The 17,726-nt window shown below is 64.6% G+C and carries 19 protein-coding genes and 1 tRNA gene; all 20 read right to left on the bottom strand.

The genetic code is table 11. The features are described 5' to 3' along the window. The 20 genes from AWR35_RS09625 to eno all read right to left on the bottom strand — a co-directional run bounded on the left by AWR35_RS09625 (position 1) and on the right by eno (position 17,702). Positions 1-1,521 carry an NADH-quinone oxidoreductase subunit M gene (locus tag AWR35_RS09625; RefSeq protein WP_058575729.1) on the bottom strand — a complete coding sequence of 507 codons (1,521 nt, stop codon included), beginning with the start codon at positions 1,519-1,521 and terminating at the stop codon, positions 1-3. A 35-nt stretch (positions 1,522-1,556) separates the two neighbouring features. Next, complete coding sequence (nuoL, locus tag AWR35_RS09620; protein WP_058575728.1) at positions 1,557-3,518, bottom strand: NADH-quinone oxidoreductase subunit L; 1,962 nt, start codon at positions 3,516-3,518, stop codon at positions 1,557-1,559. 4 nt (positions 3,519-3,522) lie between these two features. Continuing rightward, a complete protein-coding gene (gene nuoK / locus AWR35_RS09615) occupies positions 3,523-3,828 on the bottom strand; it encodes an NADH-quinone oxidoreductase subunit NuoK (protein ID WP_058575727.1) in 306 nt (101 codons plus the stop codon). After that, positions 3,825-4,481, bottom strand: a complete 657-nt coding sequence (locus tag AWR35_RS09610; RefSeq protein ID WP_058575726.1) for an NADH-quinone oxidoreductase subunit J — start codon at positions 4,479-4,481, stop codon at positions 3,825-3,827. Before AWR35_RS09610 ends, nuoK begins: the two co-directional genes overlap by 4 nt. A 118-nt stretch (positions 4,482-4,599) precedes the next feature. Beyond that, complete coding sequence (gene nuoI, locus AWR35_RS09605; protein ID WP_058575725.1) at positions 4,600-5,088, bottom strand: NADH-quinone oxidoreductase subunit NuoI; 489 nt, start codon at positions 5,086-5,088, stop codon at positions 4,600-4,602. A gap of 12 nt (positions 5,089-5,100) precedes the next feature. Next, a complete protein-coding gene (gene nuoH, locus AWR35_RS09600; protein WP_058575787.1) occupies positions 5,101-6,120 on the bottom strand; it encodes an NADH-quinone oxidoreductase subunit NuoH in 1,020 nt (339 codons plus the stop codon). 32 nt (positions 6,121-6,152) lie between these two features. Then, positions 6,153-8,546 carry an NADH-quinone oxidoreductase subunit NuoG gene (gene nuoG, locus AWR35_RS09595; protein WP_058575724.1) on the bottom strand — a complete coding sequence of 798 codons (2,394 nt, stop codon included), beginning with the start codon at positions 8,544-8,546 and terminating at the stop codon, positions 6,153-6,155. Positions 8,547-8,574: 28 nt separating this feature from the next. Further along, positions 8,575-9,882, bottom strand: coding sequence for an NADH-quinone oxidoreductase subunit NuoF (nuoF, locus tag AWR35_RS09590; RefSeq protein WP_058575723.1), 1,308 nt, complete (start codon positions 9,880-9,882; stop codon positions 8,575-8,577). A 4-nt stretch (positions 9,883-9,886) separates the two neighbouring features. Further along, a complete protein-coding gene (locus AWR35_RS09585) occupies positions 9,887-10,384 on the bottom strand; it encodes an NAD(P)H-dependent oxidoreductase subunit E (protein ID WP_058575722.1) in 498 nt (165 codons plus the stop codon). Further along, positions 10,384-11,637: an NADH-quinone oxidoreductase subunit D gene (locus AWR35_RS09580; RefSeq protein ID WP_058575721.1), complete on the bottom strand. Its 1,254-nt coding sequence runs from the start codon at positions 11,635-11,637 to the stop codon at positions 10,384-10,386. The genes AWR35_RS09585 and AWR35_RS09580 overlap by 1 nt, the downstream gene beginning before the upstream one ends. A 3-nt stretch (positions 11,638-11,640) precedes the next feature. Then, positions 11,641-12,336, bottom strand: a complete 696-nt coding sequence (locus tag AWR35_RS09575; RefSeq protein ID WP_058575720.1) for an NADH-quinone oxidoreductase subunit C — start codon at positions 12,334-12,336, stop codon at positions 11,641-11,643. A 33-nt stretch (positions 12,337-12,369) separates the two neighbouring features. After that, complete coding sequence (locus tag AWR35_RS09570) at positions 12,370-12,849, bottom strand: NADH-quinone oxidoreductase subunit B (protein ID WP_058575719.1); 480 nt, start codon at positions 12,847-12,849, stop codon at positions 12,370-12,372. Continuing rightward, the gene (locus AWR35_RS09565; protein ID WP_058575718.1) at positions 12,840-13,196 is read right to left on the bottom strand and encodes an NADH-quinone oxidoreductase subunit A; all 357 of its coding nucleotides are present in this window, start codon (positions 13,194-13,196) and stop codon (positions 12,840-12,842) included. The genes AWR35_RS09570 and AWR35_RS09565 overlap by 10 nt, the downstream gene beginning before the upstream one ends. 135 nt (positions 13,197-13,331) lie before the next feature. After that, positions 13,332-13,416, bottom strand: a tRNA-Leu gene (locus tag AWR35_RS09560). Positions 13,417-13,494: 78 nt separating this feature from the next. Continuing rightward, complete coding sequence (gene secG / locus AWR35_RS09555) at positions 13,495-13,893, bottom strand: preprotein translocase subunit SecG (RefSeq protein WP_058575717.1); 399 nt, start codon at positions 13,891-13,893, stop codon at positions 13,495-13,497. 3 nt (positions 13,894-13,896) lie between these two features. Then, positions 13,897-14,661 (bottom strand): triose-phosphate isomerase, encoded by a 765-nt coding sequence (gene tpiA, locus AWR35_RS09550; protein ID WP_058575716.1) that lies wholly within the window; start codon positions 14,659-14,661, stop codon positions 13,897-13,899. A 111-nt stretch (positions 14,662-14,772) separates the two neighbouring features. Beyond that, positions 14,773-15,264, bottom strand: a complete 492-nt coding sequence (gene ispF / locus AWR35_RS09545) for a 2-C-methyl-D-erythritol 2,4-cyclodiphosphate synthase (RefSeq protein WP_197408193.1) — start codon at positions 15,262-15,264, stop codon at positions 14,773-14,775. A 4-nt stretch (positions 15,265-15,268) separates the two neighbouring features. Continuing rightward, positions 15,269-16,042 (bottom strand): 2-C-methyl-D-erythritol 4-phosphate cytidylyltransferase, encoded by a 774-nt coding sequence (gene ispD / locus AWR35_RS09540; protein WP_058575715.1) that lies wholly within the window; start codon positions 16,040-16,042, stop codon positions 15,269-15,271. After that, positions 16,035-16,376, bottom strand: a complete 342-nt coding sequence (locus AWR35_RS09535; protein ID WP_058575714.1) for a septum formation initiator family protein — start codon at positions 16,374-16,376, stop codon at positions 16,035-16,037. The genes ispD and AWR35_RS09535 overlap by 8 nt, the downstream gene beginning before the upstream one ends. Before the next feature lie 48 nt (positions 16,377-16,424). Further along, complete coding sequence (gene eno, locus AWR35_RS09530) at positions 16,425-17,702, bottom strand: phosphopyruvate hydratase (RefSeq protein ID WP_058575713.1); 1,278 nt, start codon at positions 17,700-17,702, stop codon at positions 16,425-16,427. Positions 17,703-17,726 lie beyond the last annotated feature (24 nt).

Genomic DNA, 17,726 nt, shown 5'->3' with positions numbered 1-17,726 from the left:
TTACAACTTGGTGGTCAGCGCCTGTTGCGCCAGGTTCTCGATCGAGGCGTGCATGACCTCGACCAGCGGGTTCGGCCAGACGCCGATCAGGACGATCAGGAAGGCGAGCACGCCCAGCACCCAGGCCTCGCGGAAGTTGAGGTCGTCGAGCGTCTTGACGCCCTCGTTCTTCACCTCGCCGAAGATCACGCGCTTGACCATCCACAGCGTGTAGGCCGCACCGATGATCAGCGTCAGCGCCGCGATCAGCGCGATCCAGAAGCTGGCCTTGAACGAGGCGAGGATGACCATGAATTCCCCAACGAAGCCCGAGGTGCCCGGCAGGCCGACGTTGGCCATGGCGAACACGACGACCAGCGCACCGAACCAGGGCATGGTGTTGACCACGCCGCCATAGGCCGAGATCTCGCGGCTGTGCAGCCGGTCGTAGAGCACGCCGATCGAGAGGAACATCGCCGCGGAGATCAGGCCGTGCGAGATCATCTGCACCATCGCGCCTTCCAGCGCCAGGGTCACGCCGCTCGCCGAGGTATTGGCCGGGTTGGACACGATCATGAAGATCACGAACATGCCGAGCGTGACGAAGCCCATGTGCGAGATCGACGAGTAGGCGACCAGCTTCTTCATGTCCGACTGGACCATGGCGACGAAGCCGATGTAGACGATCGCCACCAGTGACAGCAGGATCATCAGCCAGTCGAGCTCGGCGGCGGCGTCCGGCGTCATCGGCAACGAGAAACGCAGGAACCCGTAGCCACCGATCTTCAGCATGATCGCCGCCAGGATCACCGAGCCGCCGGTGGGCGCCTCGACGTGGGCGTCAGGCAGCCAGGTATGCACCGGCCACATCGGGATCTTGACCGCGAAGGCGATCAGGAACGCCAGGAAGATCAGGATCTGCTCGGTCAGCGTCAGCGGCAGGTCGTGCAGCACCGGGATCGCGAAGCTGCCCGACTGGAAGTACATGTAGATCAGCGCGACCAGCATGAACACCGAGCCGAGGAAGGTGTACAGGAAGAACTTGATCGTCGCGTACACCCGACGCGGACCACCCCAGATACCGATGATGATGAACATCGGGATCAGCATGCCTTCGAAGAAGAAGTAGAAGACGATGGCATCCATCGCGGCGAAGGTGCCGTTCATCATCCCTTCCATGATCAGGAAGGCGGCCAGGTACTGGTGCGCCTTGTCCTTGATCACTTCCCAGGCCGCGACCACCACCAGGATGGTGGTGAAGGTCGTCAGCACGATCAGCGGCATCGAGATGCCGTCGATACCCAGCGCGTAGTTGATGCCGAACGCCGGGATCCAGGGCACGTGCTCGACGAACTGCATCGCGGCGGTCTGGGTGTTGAAGCCCACGATCAGGCCCAGGCTGATCACGAAGACCGCCACGGACACGATCAGGGCGAACCAGCGGGCGGAATTCGCACGCCGCTCGCCGAACAGCATCACGGCAAGGCCTGCCGCGATCGGCAACCAGACGAGCAGGCTCAGTATCGGCCAGGAGGTCAGCATCGAACCGTTATCCTTCGCTTGTTATCTATGGGGTGTTACGCGCCGACGAACACGATCCAGGTCAGCAGGCCGATCAGGCCGAGGATCATGACGAACGCGTAGTGATAGAGGTAACCGGTCTGGATCAGGCGCCAGGTGCGGGCCAGATACCCGACCACGGCAGCCGAGCCGTTGACCACGAGCCCGTCGATGGCGCGCACGTCACCGACCTGCCACAGACCACGGCCCAGCAGGCGCGAGCCACCGGCGATCACGGCATTGTTGAAGCCGTCGAAGCCGTAGCCCTCTTCCATGACCCGCTTGGGCCACGCGAACACACGGGCGAACAGCTGCGGAAGCACCTTCGGCATCGCGAGATACATGATCGCCGCGAGCGCCACACCGGCCAGGGCCATCCAGACGACCGAGGTGACCCAGCCGTGGGTGAACATCGCCCAGGCACCGTGGAACTTGGCCTCGAGGCTCGCCATCGCCCCGTGGGTCGCCAGTACGCGCAGCGAGTCATCGAAGTACCCGCCGTAGAGCATCGGCTCGATCACGAGGAAGCCGATAATCAGCGACGGCACGGCCAGCAGCATCAGCGGCACCGTGACCACCTTCGGCGTCTCCTTGACGTGGTCGTACTCCTTCTGGCTCATGCGCGGTTCACCGAAGAACACCAGGAAGAACATGCGGAAGGTGTAGAACGCGGTCACGAACACGCCGGCGAACACCGCCCAGTAGGCGAACGTCGCGCCCGGCAGGGTCGAGGCCTCCACGGCATAGATGATCGATTCCTTGGAATAGAAGCCGGCCGTGCCCGGGAAGCCGATCAACGCCAATGCCCCGATCAGGAAGGTGATGAACGTGATCGGCATCTTCTTCGCCAGACCGCCCATCTTGCGGATGTCCTGCTCGTGGTGCATCGCGATGATCACCGAGCCGGCCGCCAGGAACAGCAGCGCCTTGAAGAAGGCGTGCGTCATCAGGTGGAACAGCGCCGGGCTGTAGGCGGACACGCCCAATGCGACAGTCATGTAGCCCAGCTGCGAGAGCGTCGAGTAGGCAATCACGCGCTTGATGTCGTTCTGCACGATGCCCAGCAGACCCATCGACAGCGCGGTGATCGCACCGATGACCAGGATGAACGACAGGGCGGCGTCCGACAGCTCGAACAGCGGCGAGAAACGGGCGACCATGAAGATGCCGGCGGTCACCATGGTGGCCGCGTGGATCAGCGCGGAGATCGGTGTCGGACCTTCCATCGAATCCGGCAGCCACACGTGCAGCGGCACCTGCGCCGATTTACCCATCGCGCCGATGAACAGCAGGATCGAGATCACCGTGACCAGCGACCACTCCACGCCCGGCCAGTACTCGACCTTGATGTCGGCCAGTTCCGGCAGACGCTCGAAGAAGGTGGCGTAGTCCAGCGTGTCGGCGTACATCAGGATCGCGGCGATGCCCAGCAGGAAGCCGAAGTCGCCGACGCGGTTGACCAGGAATGCCTTGAGGTTGGCGAAGATCGCCGACTCGCGCTTGTACCAGAAGCCGATCAGCAGGTAGGAGACCAGGCCCACCGCTTCCCAGCCGAAGAACAGCTGCAGCAGGTTGTTCGACATCACCAGCATCAGCATGGAGAAGGTGAACAGCGAGATGTAGCTGAAGAAGCGCTGGTAGCCCGGGTCGTCGTGCATGTAGCCGATGGTGTAGATGTGCACCATCAACGAGACGGCGGTGACCACCACCATCATCATCACCGTGAGATGGTCGATCAAGAACCCGATCTCGAAGGTGAACATGTCCGAGGCGATCCAGGTGTATACCGCCCCGTCGAAGGTGGGCAGACCACCGAAGACGTGCATGTAGAACGCGTAAGCGGACGCGGCCAGCGCGATCGCCACGCCGATGATGGTTACCCAGTGGGCGCCGGACCGACCGATCTGTCGTCCGAACAGGCCCGCGATGATCGAGGCGATCAGCGGGGCAAGTACGACGGCAAGATAAACCTTTTCCATTGAATCAGCCCTTCATCTCGGTCAGGTCTTCGACGTTGATCGTGCGCCGGTTGCGGAACAGCGTCACCAGGATCGCCAGGCCGATGGCCGCTTCGGCCGCGGCCACGGTCAGGACGAAGAAGACGAACGCCTGGCCATCGATGTCGCCGGAGAAATGCGAGAACGCCACGAAGTTCACGTTCACCGCCAGAAGCATCAGCTCGATCGCCATCAGCAACACGAGCACGTTCTTGCGGTTGAGGAAGATGCCGGCGACGCTGATCGAGAACAGCAGGCCGCCGAAGATCAGGAATTCGGACAGGCTGATCATGACGTTTCCTTATCCTGTTGGGCGGAAGTCTCGCCGGACAGGTCGCCGCGGCGGGTCTTGTCGGCATCCAGTTCGGCGATACGGACACGGTCTTCGGCGCGGACCCGAACCTGCGCGTCGATGTCCTGGTAGTGCACGCCCGGACGACGGCGATGGGCCAGCGCGATGGCCGCGACGATCGCCACCAGCAGGATGAACGCGGCGATCTCGAACGGATAGACGAACTTGGTGTAGAGCACCTGGCCGATCGCGAGCGTGTTGCCCGTACCCGCCGGGGCCGCCTCGGGCGCCGGGTAGATGTCGAGACCGAAACTCGCCGGGCCCAGGATCAGGGCCAGCTCGACGATCATCACCAGTGCGACGAACACGCCCACGGGCAGGTTCTTGATGAAGCCCTCGCGCAACGGCGCGATATTGACGTCGAGCATCATCACCACGAACAGGAACAGCACCATCACGGCACCGACGTAGACCAGCAGCAGCACGATGCCTAGGAACTCGGCTTCCATCAGCACCCAGACGAGTGCGGTGGAGAAGAATGTCAGCACCAGGAACAGCGCGGCATGCACCGGGTTCCTGACCGTCACCACCCGGATGGCGGCAATCACCGCCACCGAGGCAAATACGTAGAAAAGGATCTGATAGAGCGACATGACTATCCTTCTGCTGGGAGCGGGCTGACCGCCCCAAAGCCGGTTGACCGTTATTTCGTTCGTTGTCCGTTAGGCCGCGAGCGCGGGCGAGACGTTACCACGCCCGGGCCTTCGATGCTTAGCGGTACGCGGCATCCGCCAGGCGATCGGCCGCGATCTGCGATTCCAGGCGGTCACCAATCTCGAGGAGCTTGTCCTTGGTCATGATGTTCTCGCCACGATTCTCGAAGTGGTACTCGTAAACCCTTGTCTCAACGATGGAATCGACCGGGCAGGCCTCCTCACAGAAGCCACAGTAGATGCACTTGAACAGGTCGATGTCGTAACGCGTGGTACGACGGGTGCCGTCGTCACGCTGCTCGGACTCGATCGTGATCGCCAGTGCAGGGCATACCGCTTCGCAGAGCTTGCAGGCAATGCAGCGCTCCTCGCCGTTAGCGTAACGACGCAGGGCGTGCAGACCACGGAAACGGGGTGACTGTGGTGTCTTCTCCTCCGGGTACTGCACGGTGTATTTGTGACCGAAGAAGTACTTGCCGGTCACCGACATGCCGAGAAACAGTTCCCACAGGAACCAGGTCTTGAAGAAATGCTTGATGGCGTTCATTGCATCGCCCCCTTAGAACCACGGACCGACTTGGTAATAGTGGAAGACGCCTTCCACCGCGATCCACAGGATCGTCACCGGGATGAATACCTTCCAGCCCAGTCGCATGATCTGGTCGTAGCGGAAACGCGGGAACGTTGCGCGGAACCAGATGAACACGAACAGCAGGAACGAGATCTTGAGCAGGAACCAGACGATGCCCGGCACGAAGGCGAACACCGGCTCGAGGAACGTGCCCTGGAACGGCGACAGCCAGCCGCCGAGGAACATTACCGCCGCCAGTGCCGAGATCAGGATCATGCTCGCGTACTCGGCCAGCATGAACAGCGCGAAGGCCATGCCCGAGTACTCGACGTGGAAGCCGGCGACGATCTCGGACTCGCCCTCGGAGATGTCGAACGGCGCCCGGTTGGTCTCGGCCACGCCGGAGACGAAGTAGACGACGAACATCGGCAGCAGCGGCAACCAGTACCAGTGCAGGATGCTGCCTTCCTGGCCACGGACGATCTCGGACAGGTTGAGGCTGCCGGATGCCATCAGCACGCCGACCAGCGCGAAGCCCATTGCCAGCTCGTAGGCAACCTTGTGTGCCGCCGAGCGCATGCCGCCAAGCAGCGCATACTTGGAGTTCGACGCCCAGCCGGCGAGGATCACGCCGTAGACACCGGCCGCACCGATCGCGAGCACGTACAGCAGGCCGGCGTTGATGTCGGCCAGCACCCAGCCGTCATCGAACGGGATGACCGCCCAAGCGACCAGCGCCGCGACCAGGATCAGGATCGGCGCGAGGTAGAAGATGAACTTGTTCGCGACCGTCGGCGTGATGACTTCCTTGAACATCAGCTTGAAGACATCCGCGAACGGCTGGAACAGCCCGCGCGGGCCGACCCGGTTGGGGCCGATGCGCACGTGCATGTAGCCGATGACCTTGCGCTCGGCCAGCGTCAGGTAGGCGACCGCCACCACGATCGGCATCATGATCACCAGCGTCAGCAGCACGTGCACGACGAAGTACTGCCAATCGGGCGACATCCAGCCGATGACCGGGGAAAGCCATTCGGTGATCATGCGGCGACCTCCACCTTGATTTCGACCTTGCCGGCGCGCGGCGCCAGCTCACCGGCATGGGCGCCACTGAAGACGACCACGCTGCCCGGGGTGACGCGATAATCGATTCGGATCGGCAGCTCGATACGCACCCCGTCCTGTTCGATCGCCGCGGTCATGTCGTCTTCCCAGCCCTCGCGCTCGGCATCGGCCGGATTGACCAGCACGTGTCGCTGCAGCTCCGCCTTCTCCGTGCCCTGCAGGGCGGACGCACGACGGATGACCGGGTCGATGCCGTACATCGCCACCGGGGCGATGCGCTGGTAACCGCCCTGCCCGGCCGTGTCACCCGGTAGTTCGAAGCGGGCCTTGTCCAGGCCGGCCGTCTTGTTCTCGAGTGCCACTTCCTGGCACTGCGTCTGCAGTTCGCGGCGCACTTCGGTGGCCGCCATGTAGTCGAAGCCGTTGAGATCCAGCAGGTTGCCGAGCACGCGCAGGATCTTCCAGGCCGGCCGCGATTCGCCCAGGGCGCGGACGGTGCCGTTGACCGACTGCCAGCGACCCTCGCCGTTGACCCAGGTGCCGGCCGTCTCGACGGCGGTGCCCATCGGCAGCAGCACGTCGGCGTACTGCTTCATGGCCGGCGTGACGTAGCTGGTCATGGCGACCACGCATTCTGCCTTCTCGAGGGCCTCGAGCGCGGCACGACCGGCAGCCGAATCATGCTCGGGCTCGATCCCCTGCAGGATCATGGCCGGGCACGGCTCGGCCAACAGTTCAGCGGCGTTGCGGCCCTGACCGACGGCCTCGGCACCACCCGCCCCTCGATGCGGTACCGCACCGGCCAGCCAGGCGCCCGAGGCATTGCCGCCCTGCGAGACGATGCCCAGCTGAGCGCCGGTCAGGCGGGCCAGCTCGGTGGCAGCGGCACGGATCGCGGCGAATTCCGGCGCGTTCTGCGCGACCGCGCCGAGGAAGATCGCGGCGGACTCGCCGTCCTTGAGCTCGGAGACAATCGTCTCGGCATCGTCGAGCTTGGCCACCGGGTGGTTGGCCAGTGCCTTCGGGATCTCGCCACCGGCGGCCTTGACCAAGGCCAGGAGCGTGCCCAGCTCGCCGCCTTCGTCGACGCGGCTGGCCACCTGCCGCGCCGGGAAAGTCAGGCCCTGCTCGAACGGGTGGACCAGGGTCAGCTTGGCGCCGTTGGTCAGCGCGGCCTGGCGCAGGCGATGACCGAACAGCGGCACCTCTTCGCGAACCGCCATGCCGACGGTCAGGCCGGCGTCGAGCTCGGCGATCGCCGGGATGTCCATGCCCAGCCACGGCATGACCGGGTCGTCGGCATCGCCTGAGAAGTCCACCTGGCGCAGGCGATGATCGATGTTGTTCGAGCCCATGCCGCGCACGATACGGGCAGTCAGATACTGCTCTTCGAGGCTGGCATTGGGCGAGACCAGCGCGCCGAATGCCGACGGGCCCTGCTGGTTGACGATTTCCTGGATGCCCTGAGCGGCGGCCTCGAGCGCTTCTTCCCAGCTCGTGGGCACCCACTCGCCGTCACGCTTGACCATCGGGCGGGTCAGGCGGTCCTCGGTGAACAGACCGGTGTAGGCGAAACGGTCGCGGTCGGCGATCCAGGTCTCGTTGACCGCGTCGTTGTCACGCGGCACGGTGCGCATCACCTGCCCTTCGCGGGTGTGCACGTAGAGGTTTGAGCCGAAGGCATCGTGCGTGGACAGGTGCTTGTGCTGCACCAGCTCCCACGGACGATGGGTATAGCGCGACGGCTTGGCGGTGAGCGCGCCCACCGGGCACAGGTCGATGACGTTGCCCGACAGCTCGGAGGTCACGCTCTTGGAGATGTAGGTGCCGATCTCCATCTGGTCGGAACGACCGGTCGCGCCCAGCTCCTTGAGCCCGGCAATCTCCTCGCCGAAGCGCACGCAGCGGGTGCAGTGGATGCAGCGGGTCATGTCGGTCGCGATCAGCGGGCCGATGTCCTTGTCCTTGACCACGCGCTTGGCCTCGGAGTACTGACCGACGCCCTCGCCGTAGCCCATGGCCACGTCCTGCAGCTCGCACTCGCCGCCCTGATCGCAGATCGGGCAGTCGAGCGGGTGGTTGATCAGGAGGAACTCCATGGTCGAGCGCTGGGCGCTGATCGCCTTGGGGCTGCGCGTGGAGACCTTCATGCCCTCGGAGATCGGCGTCGAGCAGGCCGGCAGCGGCTTGGGTGCCCGTTCGACCTCCACCAGGCACATGCGGCAGTTGGCCGCGATCGAGAGCTTGCGGTGATAGCAGAAGCGCGGGATGTTGATCCCCGCCTTGTCGGTCACCTCGATCAGCATGTCTCCAGGACTGCCCTGGAGGGTCATGCCGTCGACTTCAAAGGTAATCTTCTCGTCACTCATACCGGGAAACCTGCTCGCACGGCCGGATTCAGGCCGCCTGGGAGGCGCGGTCCACCATGCTGTGGCCGTGCTTGATGTAGTACTCGAATTCCGGACGGAAATGCTTGATGAAGCTCCGTACCGGCGTCGCCGCCGCATCGCCGAAGGCGCAGATCGTGCGTCCCTCGATCTTGCTGGCGACGTCGTCGAGGCGGTCGAGATCCTCCGACGTGCCCTTGCCGTCGATGATGCGGTTGAGCATGCGGTAGAGCCAGCCGGTGCCCTCACGGCACGGCGTGCACTGGCCGCAGGATTCCTTGTAGTAGAACTGGGCCACGCGCCGCAGCGCCTTGACCATGCAGGTGTCCTCGTCCATGACGATCAGCCCGCCCGAACCCAGGAACGTGCCGGCCTTGGCGATCGCGTCGTAGTCCATGTTGGTCTCGAGCATGATCTCGCCCGGGATGACCGGCGACGACGTGCCGCCGGGGATCACGGCCTTGCACTTCTTGCCGCCACGCATGCCGCCGGCCATTTCCAGCAGATCCGCGAACGGCGTGCCCATCGGGATCTCGAACACGCCCGGCTTGTTGACGTGGCCGGAGACCGACCAGATCTTCACGCCACCACTGTTCGGCACGCCGAGATCGGCGAACCACTGGCCGCCGTTGCGCATGATCGCCGGCACGGACGACAGCGTCTCGGTGTTGTTGACCGTGGTCGGGCGACCGTAGAGGCCAAAGTTGGCCGGGAACGGCGGCTTGAATCGCGGCTGGCCCTTCTTGCCCTCGAGCGATTCGAGCAACGCCGTTTCCTCGCCGCAGATGTAGGCACCCGCACCCAGCGACCCCCACAGGTCGAAGTCGATACCCGACCCCTGGACGTTCTCGCCGAGCATGCCGTACTCGTAGGCCTCTTTCACGGCCTGCTCGAAGCGCTGGAACACCAGGTCCGAGAACTCGCCGCGCATGTAGTTGTAGCCCTTGGTCGCGCCGATCGCGTAGCCGGCGATCGCCATGCCCTCGACCAGCGCGTGCGGGTTGTTCATCAGGATCTGGCGATCCTTGAACGTGCCCGGCTCGGACTCGTCCGAGTTGCAGACGATGTACTTCTGCCCCGGGGCGTTGCGCGGCATGAACGACCACTTCAGGCCGGTCGGGAAGCCCGCCCCGCCACGACCGCGCAGGTTCGAGGTCTTGATCTCCTCGATGATCAGCGCCGGATCGGTCTTCTCCTCGAGGATCTTCTTCCAGGCCTGGTAGCCGCCGGCCTCGAGGTAGGCCTCGAGCGACCAGGGCTTCTCGTGGCCCAGCGTGGCGAAGCAGACCGCAGTGGAACTCGCGTAGTTGAAACTCATGGCGTCAATCCAGCTTGTCGAGAATCTCGTCGACCCGTTCCGGGGTGAGGTTCTCGTAGTAGACGTGATCGACCTGCATCATCGGCCCGCCGCCGCAGGCCGCGAGGCACTCCTCTTCCTTCTTCAGCAGGATACGGCCGTCCGGCGTCGATTCGCCGGTCTTGATGCCCAGTTTCTTCTCGCAATGATTGACGATCTCGTCGGAACCCATCAGCGAGCAGGCAATGTTGGTGCAGACCGAGACGTGGTGCCGCCCACAGGGCTTGGTCTCGATCATCGAGTAGAACGATGCCACCTCGTAGACCGAGATCGGCTCCATCTCGAGGTACTCGGCGATCGCGTCCATCAGGTCGACGGTGACGTGGCCGTCGTTCTGGTGCTGCACGATCCGCAGCGCGGCCAGCGAGGCCGACTGCTTCTGGTCCTCGGGATAACGAGCGAGCCAGCCGTCGATCTCCTCGCGGGTGTGATCGGTCAGCAGGTGGAGTTTGCTCTCGGTCATCAGCGGTCGACCTCTCCGAATACGATGTCCTGGGTGCCGATGATCGCCACGACGTCGGCCAGCATGTGGCCACGCGACATTTCATCCAGACCCGACAGGTGCGCGAAGCCCGGCGCACGGATCTTGAGGCGGTACGGTTTGTTGGCCCCGTCGGAGACCAGGTAGATGCCGAACTCGCCCTTCGGGTGCTCCACGGCCGAGTAGGCCTCGCCACGCGGCAGCGTGTAACCCTCGGTGAACAGCTTGAAGTGGTGGATCAGTGACTCCATGTCCGCCTTCAGCTCCTCGCGGCGCGGCGGTGCGACCTTGTGGTCGTCAGCCATGACCGGACCCGGGTTCTTGCGCAGCCAGTCGATGCACTGGCGGATGATGCGGTTGGACTGGCGCATCTCCTCGACACGCACCAGGTAGCGGTCGTAGCAGTCGCCGTTCACGCCCACCGGGATGTCGAAGTCGAGCTGGTCGTAGACCGCGTACGGCTGGTGCTTGCGCAGATCCCACTCGACGCCCGAGCCGCGCAGCATCGGACCGGTAAAGCCCATCTGCAGCGCACGCTCCTTGGAGACGATGCCGATGTCGACGGTGCGCTGCTTCCAGATCCGGTTGTCGGTCAGCAGGGTCTCGTATTCGTCGACGTACTTCGGGAAACGCTCGGTGAAGTCCTCGAGGAAGTCGAGCAGCGAACCCTGGCGCGCCTCGTTCATCCGGTTGACTTCACGCTCGCTGTGCCACTTCGAGGCCTGGTACTTCGGCATCGAGTCCGGCAGGTCGCGAGCCACGCCGCCCGGGCGGTAGTAGGTGGCGTGCAGGCGCGCGCCGGAGACCGCCTCGTAGCAGTCCATCAGGTCCTCGCGCTCGCGGAACGCGTAGAGGAACACGGCCATCGCGCCGATGTCGAGCGCGTGCGCGCCCAGCCACAGCAGATGGTTCAGGATGCGGGTGATCTCGTCGAACATCACCCGAATGTACTGGGCACGCTCGGGAATCTCGAGGTCGAGCAGCTGCTCGATGGCGCGCACGTAGGCGTGCTCGTTGCACATCATCGAGACGTAGTCGAGCCGGTCCATGTAGCCGATCGACTGGTTGTACGGCTTGCTCTCGGCGAGCTTCTCGGTCGCGCGGTGCAGCAGGCCGATGTGCGGATCGGCACGGACGACCGTTTCGCCGTCCATCTCGAGCACCAGGCGCAGCACGCCGTGGGCCGACGGGTGCTGGGGACCGAAATTCAGGGTGTAGTTGGCGATTTCCGGCATCTATCAGCCCTCGTCGAGGTCAATGTAACGGCTGTCGTCGCGGTGCACCTTCGGCACCAGCACCCGCGGCTCGATCGACACCGGTTCGTAGACGACACGCTCCTTCTCGGTGTCGTAGCGCACCTCGACGTTGCCGATCAGGGGGAAGTCCTTGCGGAACGGGTGCCCGACGAAACCGTAGTCGGTCAGGATGCGACGCAGGTCCGGATGGCCGTCGAACAGAATGCCGAACAGGTCGAAGGCCTCGCGCTCGAACCAGTTCACGCCGGCCCAGACGGACACGACCGAGGGCACTGCCGGCGCCTGATCGTCCGGGCAGTAGATGCGGACCCGCAGACGCCAGTTGTGCGTGTAGGACAGCAGGTGGGCAACGACCGCGAAGCGCGGCCGACCGAGGTCGCCGGTGTCCGGCTCGTCACCGAACTTCAGCCAACCGCTGGTATTCGGCTCCACGCCGCGGCTGTAGCCGGTGTAGGACACCGTCTCTTCACCGGCCCACTCGTCGCGGCCATATTCCAGATAATCGATGCCGCAAAGGTCGACGCACTGCTCGAAGCGGGTCGCTTCGCTCTTCTCGAGCCGTTCCGCGACTTCCCGCCAGTGCTTGGCCTCGACCTCGATGGTCATCTCGCCGCGGTCAATGGTCTGATCGACGATGTACTCGCCGATGGTTTCCTTGAGGGCCGTTTGCAGGTTCATGGATGAGGCTACCCCTGTGCTTGCCGGTACCGGTCAGGCACGCGCGATGGTGTTGGTGCGACGGATCTTGTTCTGCAGCTGGATGATCCCGTACAGCAGGGCTTCCGCCGTGGGCGGGCAGCCGGGCACGTAGATATCCACCGGCACGATGCGGTCACAGCCGCGCACCACCGAGTAGGAATAGTGGTAGTAGCCGCCGCCATTGGCGCAGGACCCCATCGAGATGACCCAGCGCGGCTCGGCCATCTGGTCGTAGACCTTGCGCAGTGCCGGCGCCATCTTGTTGACCAGGGTACCGGCGACGATCATGACGTCCGACTGCCGCGGACTGGGGCGGAACACCACGCCGAAGCGGTCGAGGTCGTACCGGGCTGCGCCGGCATGCATCATCTCGACGGCGCAACAGGCCAGACCGAACGTCATCGGCCACAGCGAACCGGTACGCGCCCAGTTGATCAGCTTGTCGGCCGAGGTGGTGACAAAGCCCTTTTCCAGAACGCCTTCTACTCCCATTCCAGCGCCCCCTTCTTCCACTCGTAAATGAAGCCGACCACCAGAACGCCAAGGAAGATGGCCATTGCCGCGAGACCGAAGCCGCCGATGTGATCAAGCGCCACGGCCCACGGGAACAAAAAGGCGATCTCGAGATCGAAGATGATGAAAAGGATCGCCACCAGGTAGTAGCGGATGTCGAACTTCATGCGGGCGTCCTCGAAGGGCGCGAAACCGCACTCGTATGCATCCAGCTTGGCCGAATCCGGACGGTTGGGTGCCAGGACCTGGCCGACGACCAGGAGCCCCAGGGAGAACAGGGTGGCCACACCGAAGAAGATCAGGATGGGAATGTAGCCTTCAAGCATCTGACACCCTCTTGCTCGAACACCGGCCGGGCCATCCGGCCGGTCTTTTTTCTGCGCGTTCGACTGCCTTGCGCGTGCCGCGGATCAGACCAGGGCAACGTACAAGGATAGCGAATCGAACCGGAAAAGTGTGTTTGGTGCGGACGGTGGGACTCGAACCCACACGGCTTTCGCCACTACCCCCTCAAGATAGCGTGTCTACCAGTTCCACCACGTCCGCTTTGATTGTCAACCGGACCAACGCTTGGTCCGGCCGTAACGACGGTTGCCCATCGTTACTTCCAGGCTCCTCCGACGGCTATTGGGTGCTGCCGTCTTCGTTCTGCCCAGAGGGTGCCGCCGAGTTCGGGGATGGGACGTCGGTCGGCTTGTCTGCCGGCTTGTCGGACGGGGTGCTTCCGTCCTGCTCGGCAACGTTCCCGCTCTCGGAAACGGGTGCAGAATCTACCACGCTCGAGGGCTCCTGGGAAGTGTTAATCACGTAGGCAAGCAACAGACTGGTGCCGAAAAAGGCCACCACCAGCCAACCCGTCAGTTTCTGCAGGCTGTTAGCCGGCCCACGAGCGCCATGAACGGTGCCGGAAGCGCCCGAACCGAACGCTGCGCCGGCATCCGCCCCCTTGCCGTGCTGAATGAGCACCAGACCGATCAGGGTCAGGCCCAGCAGCACGTGGACGATGATCACGAATGTCGTCATTGTTTAACCTACCGTCTCTGCCGCTGCACGGCAGATGCCAAGAAAATCCTCGGCCTTGAGCGACGCGCCGCCGATCAGGCCGCCGTCGATGTCCGGCTGCGCCAGCAGCTCGGCCGCGTTGCCCGGCTTCATCGAGCCGCCGTACTGGATGCGTACCGACTGCGCGACGTTCGCGTCGTGGTCGGCGAGCTGGGCGCGAATGAAGGCATGCACCTCCTGGGCCTGCTCCGGCGAGGCGGTGCGGCCGGTGCCGATCGCCCAGACCGGCTCGTAGGCGATCACGATGTTCTTGAACGCCTCGATGCCGTTGCCGGCGACCACGGCCGCCAGCTGCTGTCGAACCACCGCTTCGGTCTCGTCGGACTCGCGCTCTTCGAGCGTCTCGCCGACGCACAGGATCGGGGTCAGGCCGGCCGCCAGCGCGGCCTTGACCTTGTCGCTGACGATCGCGTCGGTCTCGCCGTACATTGCCCGACGCTCCGAGTGACCGACGATCACGTAGCGTGCGCCGACGTCATGCAACATGCCCGGAGCCACCTCGCCGGTGAACGCGCCGCTGTCATGCTCGCTGCAGTTCTGCGCGCCGAGACCCAGATCGGTCGCTTCGGCCAGCTTCGCGACCTGCGGCAGGTAGACGAAGGGCGGGCAGACGCCCACGTCGATACCGGCCAGTTCACGCATGCCATCGAGGACGCCGAGCACGAGCGACTCGTTATCGGCAGACGACCCGTTGAGCTTCCAGTTTCCAACAACAATCGGTTTACGCATCCGATGGTTCCACTTCAATGTTCAAGAGCGTTGCGACGTCCGGGTTGGCTCGACCTGTCGGGAGCCACCCCGGGAAACGGGCGACAAGCCTACTTGGCCGCCCCCCATAAATCAATCCGGCTTGGCGGTTCGACAGAGCAAGGCGACCGCCTCGGCAGCCACACCCTCCCCTCGCCCGGTAAAGCCGAGCCGCTCCGAGGTGGTTGCCTTGACGTTGACCCGATCGACGGTCAACCGAGCCGCCCGGCCAATCGCCTCGCGCATGGGCTCGATCCAGGGAGCGAGCTTCGGCGCCTGCGCGATGACGGTTCCGTCGATATTGACCACCGACCAGCCTTCCGCCGTCAGCAGGTCGACCACATGGCCGAGCAGTTCGCGGCTGTCGGCGCCGGCATAGGCGGGGTCGGTGTCCGGAAAATGCCGGCCGATGTCGCCCAGTGACGCCGCACCCAGCAACGCGTCGCAGATCGCATGCAACAGCACGTCGCCGTCGGAGTGCGCGCGAAAGCCCCGGTCGAACGGGATCCGGCACCCTCCGATACACAGATGGTCACCTGGCTCGAAGGCATGCACGTCAAAGCCATGACCGACACGCAGGGACATGGGGTCAGTCATCGAGCACCCCCTGACGAACGAGAATCGCGCGGGCGATCGCCAGATCCTCCGGATGGGTGATCTTGAGATTGTCCGCCGCCCCCGGGACCACGCGAGGATACCGCCCCGCCCGCTCCAACGCCGACGATTCGTCGGTCACCTCGAAACCGGCTGCCAGTGCCGCGTCGAGCGCATCTCGCAGCACCTGCGCGGGAAACAACTGCGGGGTAAGCGCGTGCATCAGCGGCTGCCGGTCGACCGTCTCGGCCACGTGTCCGTCGGCATCGACACGCTTGATGGTGTCGCGCACCGGCGCGGCCAGCAGCCCGCCCTCGGGGGCGCGCACCTGCCGCAGCAAGCGCTCGACGTCCGCCGGACGGACGCAGGGGCGAGCCGCGTCGTGCACCATCACCCATTCGTCTTCGCCGCTTTTCGCCTCGACCGAGGCCAGTTCAGCCCGACGCTCACGGAACATCACCAGGCCGTTGCGAACGCTCTCGGCACGGGTAGGACCGCCCTCGACCCGGTGGACCGGGACCCGGAGCTCGGCGAGGCCGTCGTTAATGGCATCGGGAATCGGGGCCGACGTCACCAGGATCACGCCGGCAAGGCCGGGAAGGTCGACAAAGCGGGAGAGCGTGATCTCCAGCACGGAGCGCTGACCCAGGCGCAGGTACTGCTTGGGGACCTCGCTCTGCATGCGCTGACCGGAGCCCGCGGCCGGCAGCAGCAGCCACCAGCGCCCGGCGGCAACCGGACCGCGCTCTCTCACCTCGGCGTCACTCATCGATCAGGGCGCGAGACGAGCGGGACGAATCCACCGTGGGCGGCATGATGGTGTCGGGACGAACCGCCTCGATCACCTGGTAGAAATGCTCGTCCGGGCGCACCAGCCCGAGGTTGAGCCGCGCCTGAGCCTCAACGGCATCGACCCCCTGACGAAGGCTCTCGACCTCCGCGACCAGGGTTTCGTTGCGCCGATCCAGGCGGGTCTGTTCGGCCTCGAGCAGTGCCAGGCGAGCTTCCTTCTGGTGAATCTCGCCCACCGAGGCATCACCGAACCAGACCCGATACTGCAGGCCGGCCAGCATCAGGACCAGGACGACGGTCAGGCCGCGCATGTCGCTGGAATCCTGGGCTGACGAGGGGTCACGGCCGCGCCTTGCGCCTTACTGGCCGAACGCCGCGCGGCCCGGGAAGCGGGCCTTGTCGCCCAGGCGCTCCTCGATGCGCAGCAGCTGGTTGTACTTGGCGATACGGTCGGAGCGCGACAGCGAACCGGTCTTGATCTGACCGGCATTGGTGGCCACCGAGAGATCCGCGATGGTGGTGTCCTCGGTCTCGCCCGAGCGGTGGGAGACGACGTTGGTGTAGCCGTTCTCCTGGGCCAGACGCATGGCGGCCAGCGTCTCGGTCAGCGTGCCGATCTGATTGACCTTCACCAGCATCGAGTTGGCGATCTTGCGCTCGATGCCCTCGCGCAGGATCTTCTCGTTGGTGACGAACAGGTCATCGCCGACCAGCTGGCACTTGTCGCCCAGGCGCTCGGTCAGCAGCGCCCAGCCGTCCCAGTCATCCTCGGCCATGCCGTCCTCGATCGACAGGATCGGGTAACGCTCGACCCAGTCGGCCAGCAGGTCGACCATGCCGGCGGCGTCCAGCGTACGGTTCTCGCCGGTCAGGACGTACTTGCCGTCCTTGATGTACTCGGAGCTCGCCGCGTCCAGACCGAGGAAGACGTCCTTGCCCGGGGTGTAGCCGGCCTTCTCGATCGCCTCCATGATGGCCTCGATGGCCGCCTCGTTGGACGGCAGGTCCGGGGCGAAGCCACCCTCGTCACCGACGGCCGTCGACAGACCGCGTGCCGCCAGGACCTTCTTCAGGGCGTGGAACACCTCGACGCCGTAGCGCAGCGCCTCGGTGAAGCTCGGCGCACCCGCCGGGATGATCATGAACTCCTGCATGTCGATGGAGTTGTCGGCGTGCTCGCCGCCGTTGATGATGTTCATCATCGGCACCGGCAGGGTCACGGCGTCATCACCGCCGAGGTAAGAGAACAGCGGTTCGCCGCGCTCGAGCGCACCGGCCTGGGCGGCCGCCAGCGAGACGGCGAGAATGGCGTTCGCGCCCAGACGCGACTTGTTCTCGGTGCCGTCGAGCTCGATCATCTTGTTGTCGATGTCGGCCAGGGCGTGAACGCTCATGCCCTTGACCGCCTCGTTGATCTCGCCGTTGACGTTGGCAACCGCCTTGGTCACGCCCTTGCCGAGAAAGCGGCTCTTGTCGCCATCACGCAGCTCGATCGCCTCGCGGGCGCCGGTCGAAGCGCCGGAGGGCACGATCGCCCGACCGATCACGCCACCGGCCAGGTGGACCTCCGCTTCGACGGTCGGATTGCCGCGTGAATCGATGACTTCGCGTGCGTGCACTCGCTCGATGGCTGCCATGCAGTGTTCTCCCAATAGATTGTT

It is taken from the genome of Guyparkeria sp. WRN-7, assembly GCF_001641825.1.
Lineage (GTDB): Bacteria > Pseudomonadota > Gammaproteobacteria > Halothiobacillales > Halothiobacillaceae > Guyparkeria.
Note: the sequence above shows the minus strand (reverse complement) of the source record. Positions and strands in the feature narration are given on the sequence as shown.

Bases quoted from the DNA above. Each gene is read 5' to 3' on its own strand.
- nuoK (WP_058575727.1), bottom strand. From the start codon at position 3,828: ATGATCAGCCTGTCCGAATTCCTGATCTTCGGCGGCCTGCTGTTCTCG.
- nuoH (WP_058575787.1), bottom strand. From the start codon at position 6,120: ATGTCGCCCGATTGGCAGTACTTCGTCGTGCACGTGCTGCTGACGCTG.
- nuoG (WP_058575724.1), bottom strand. From the start codon at position 8,546: ATGAGTGACGAGAAGATTACCTTTGAAGTCGACGGCATGACCCTCCAG.
- nuoF (WP_058575723.1), bottom strand. From the start codon at position 9,882: ATGAGTTTCAACTACGCGAGTTCCACTGCGGTCTGCTTCGCCACGCTG.
- AWR35_RS09535 (WP_058575714.1), bottom strand. From the start codon at position 16,376: ATGCGCGGCCTGACCGTCGTCCTGGTCCTGATGCTGGCCGGCCTGCAG.
- nuoI (WP_058575725.1), bottom strand. From the start codon at position 5,088: ATGAACGCCATCAAGCATTTCTTCAAGACCTGGTTCCTGTGGGAACTG.
- AWR35_RS09585 (WP_058575722.1), bottom strand. From the start codon at position 10,384: ATGACCGAGAGCAAACTCCACCTGCTGACCGATCACACCCGCGAGGAG.
- AWR35_RS09575 (WP_058575720.1), bottom strand. From the start codon at position 12,336: ATGAACCTGCAAACGGCCCTCAAGGAAACCATCGGCGAGTACATCGTC.
- nuoL (WP_058575728.1), bottom strand. From the start codon at position 3,518: ATGGAAAAGGTTTATCTTGCCGTCGTACTTGCCCCGCTGATCGCCTCG.
- eno (WP_058575713.1), bottom strand. From the start codon at position 17,702: ATGGCAGCCATCGAGCGAGTGCACGCACGCGAAGTCATCGATTCACGC.
- secG (WP_058575717.1), bottom strand. From the start codon at position 13,893: ATGACGACATTCGTGATCATCGTCCACGTGCTGCTGGGCCTGACCCTG.
- ispD (WP_058575715.1), bottom strand. From the start codon at position 16,042: ATGAGTGACGCCGAGGTGAGAGAGCGCGGTCCGGTTGCCGCCGGGCGC.
- AWR35_RS09570 (WP_058575719.1), bottom strand. From the start codon at position 12,849: ATGGGAGTAGAAGGCGTTCTGGAAAAGGGCTTTGTCACCACCTCGGCC.
- AWR35_RS09565 (WP_058575718.1), bottom strand. From the start codon at position 13,196: ATGCTTGAAGGCTACATTCCCATCCTGATCTTCTTCGGTGTGGCCACC.
- AWR35_RS09610 (WP_058575726.1), bottom strand. From the start codon at position 4,481: ATGTCGCTCTATCAGATCCTTTTCTACGTATTTGCCTCGGTGGCGGTG.
- AWR35_RS09580 (WP_058575721.1), bottom strand. From the start codon at position 11,637: ATGCCGGAAATCGCCAACTACACCCTGAATTTCGGTCCCCAGCACCCG.
- AWR35_RS09625 (WP_058575729.1), bottom strand. From the start codon at position 1,521: ATGCTGACCTCCTGGCCGATACTGAGCCTGCTCGTCTGGTTGCCGATC.
- tpiA (WP_058575716.1), bottom strand. From the start codon at position 14,661: ATGCGTAAACCGATTGTTGTTGGAAACTGGAAGCTCAACGGGTCGTCT.
- ispF (WP_197408193.1), bottom strand. From the start codon at position 15,264: ATGTCCCTGCGTGTCGGTCATGGCTTTGACGTGCATGCCTTCGAGCCA.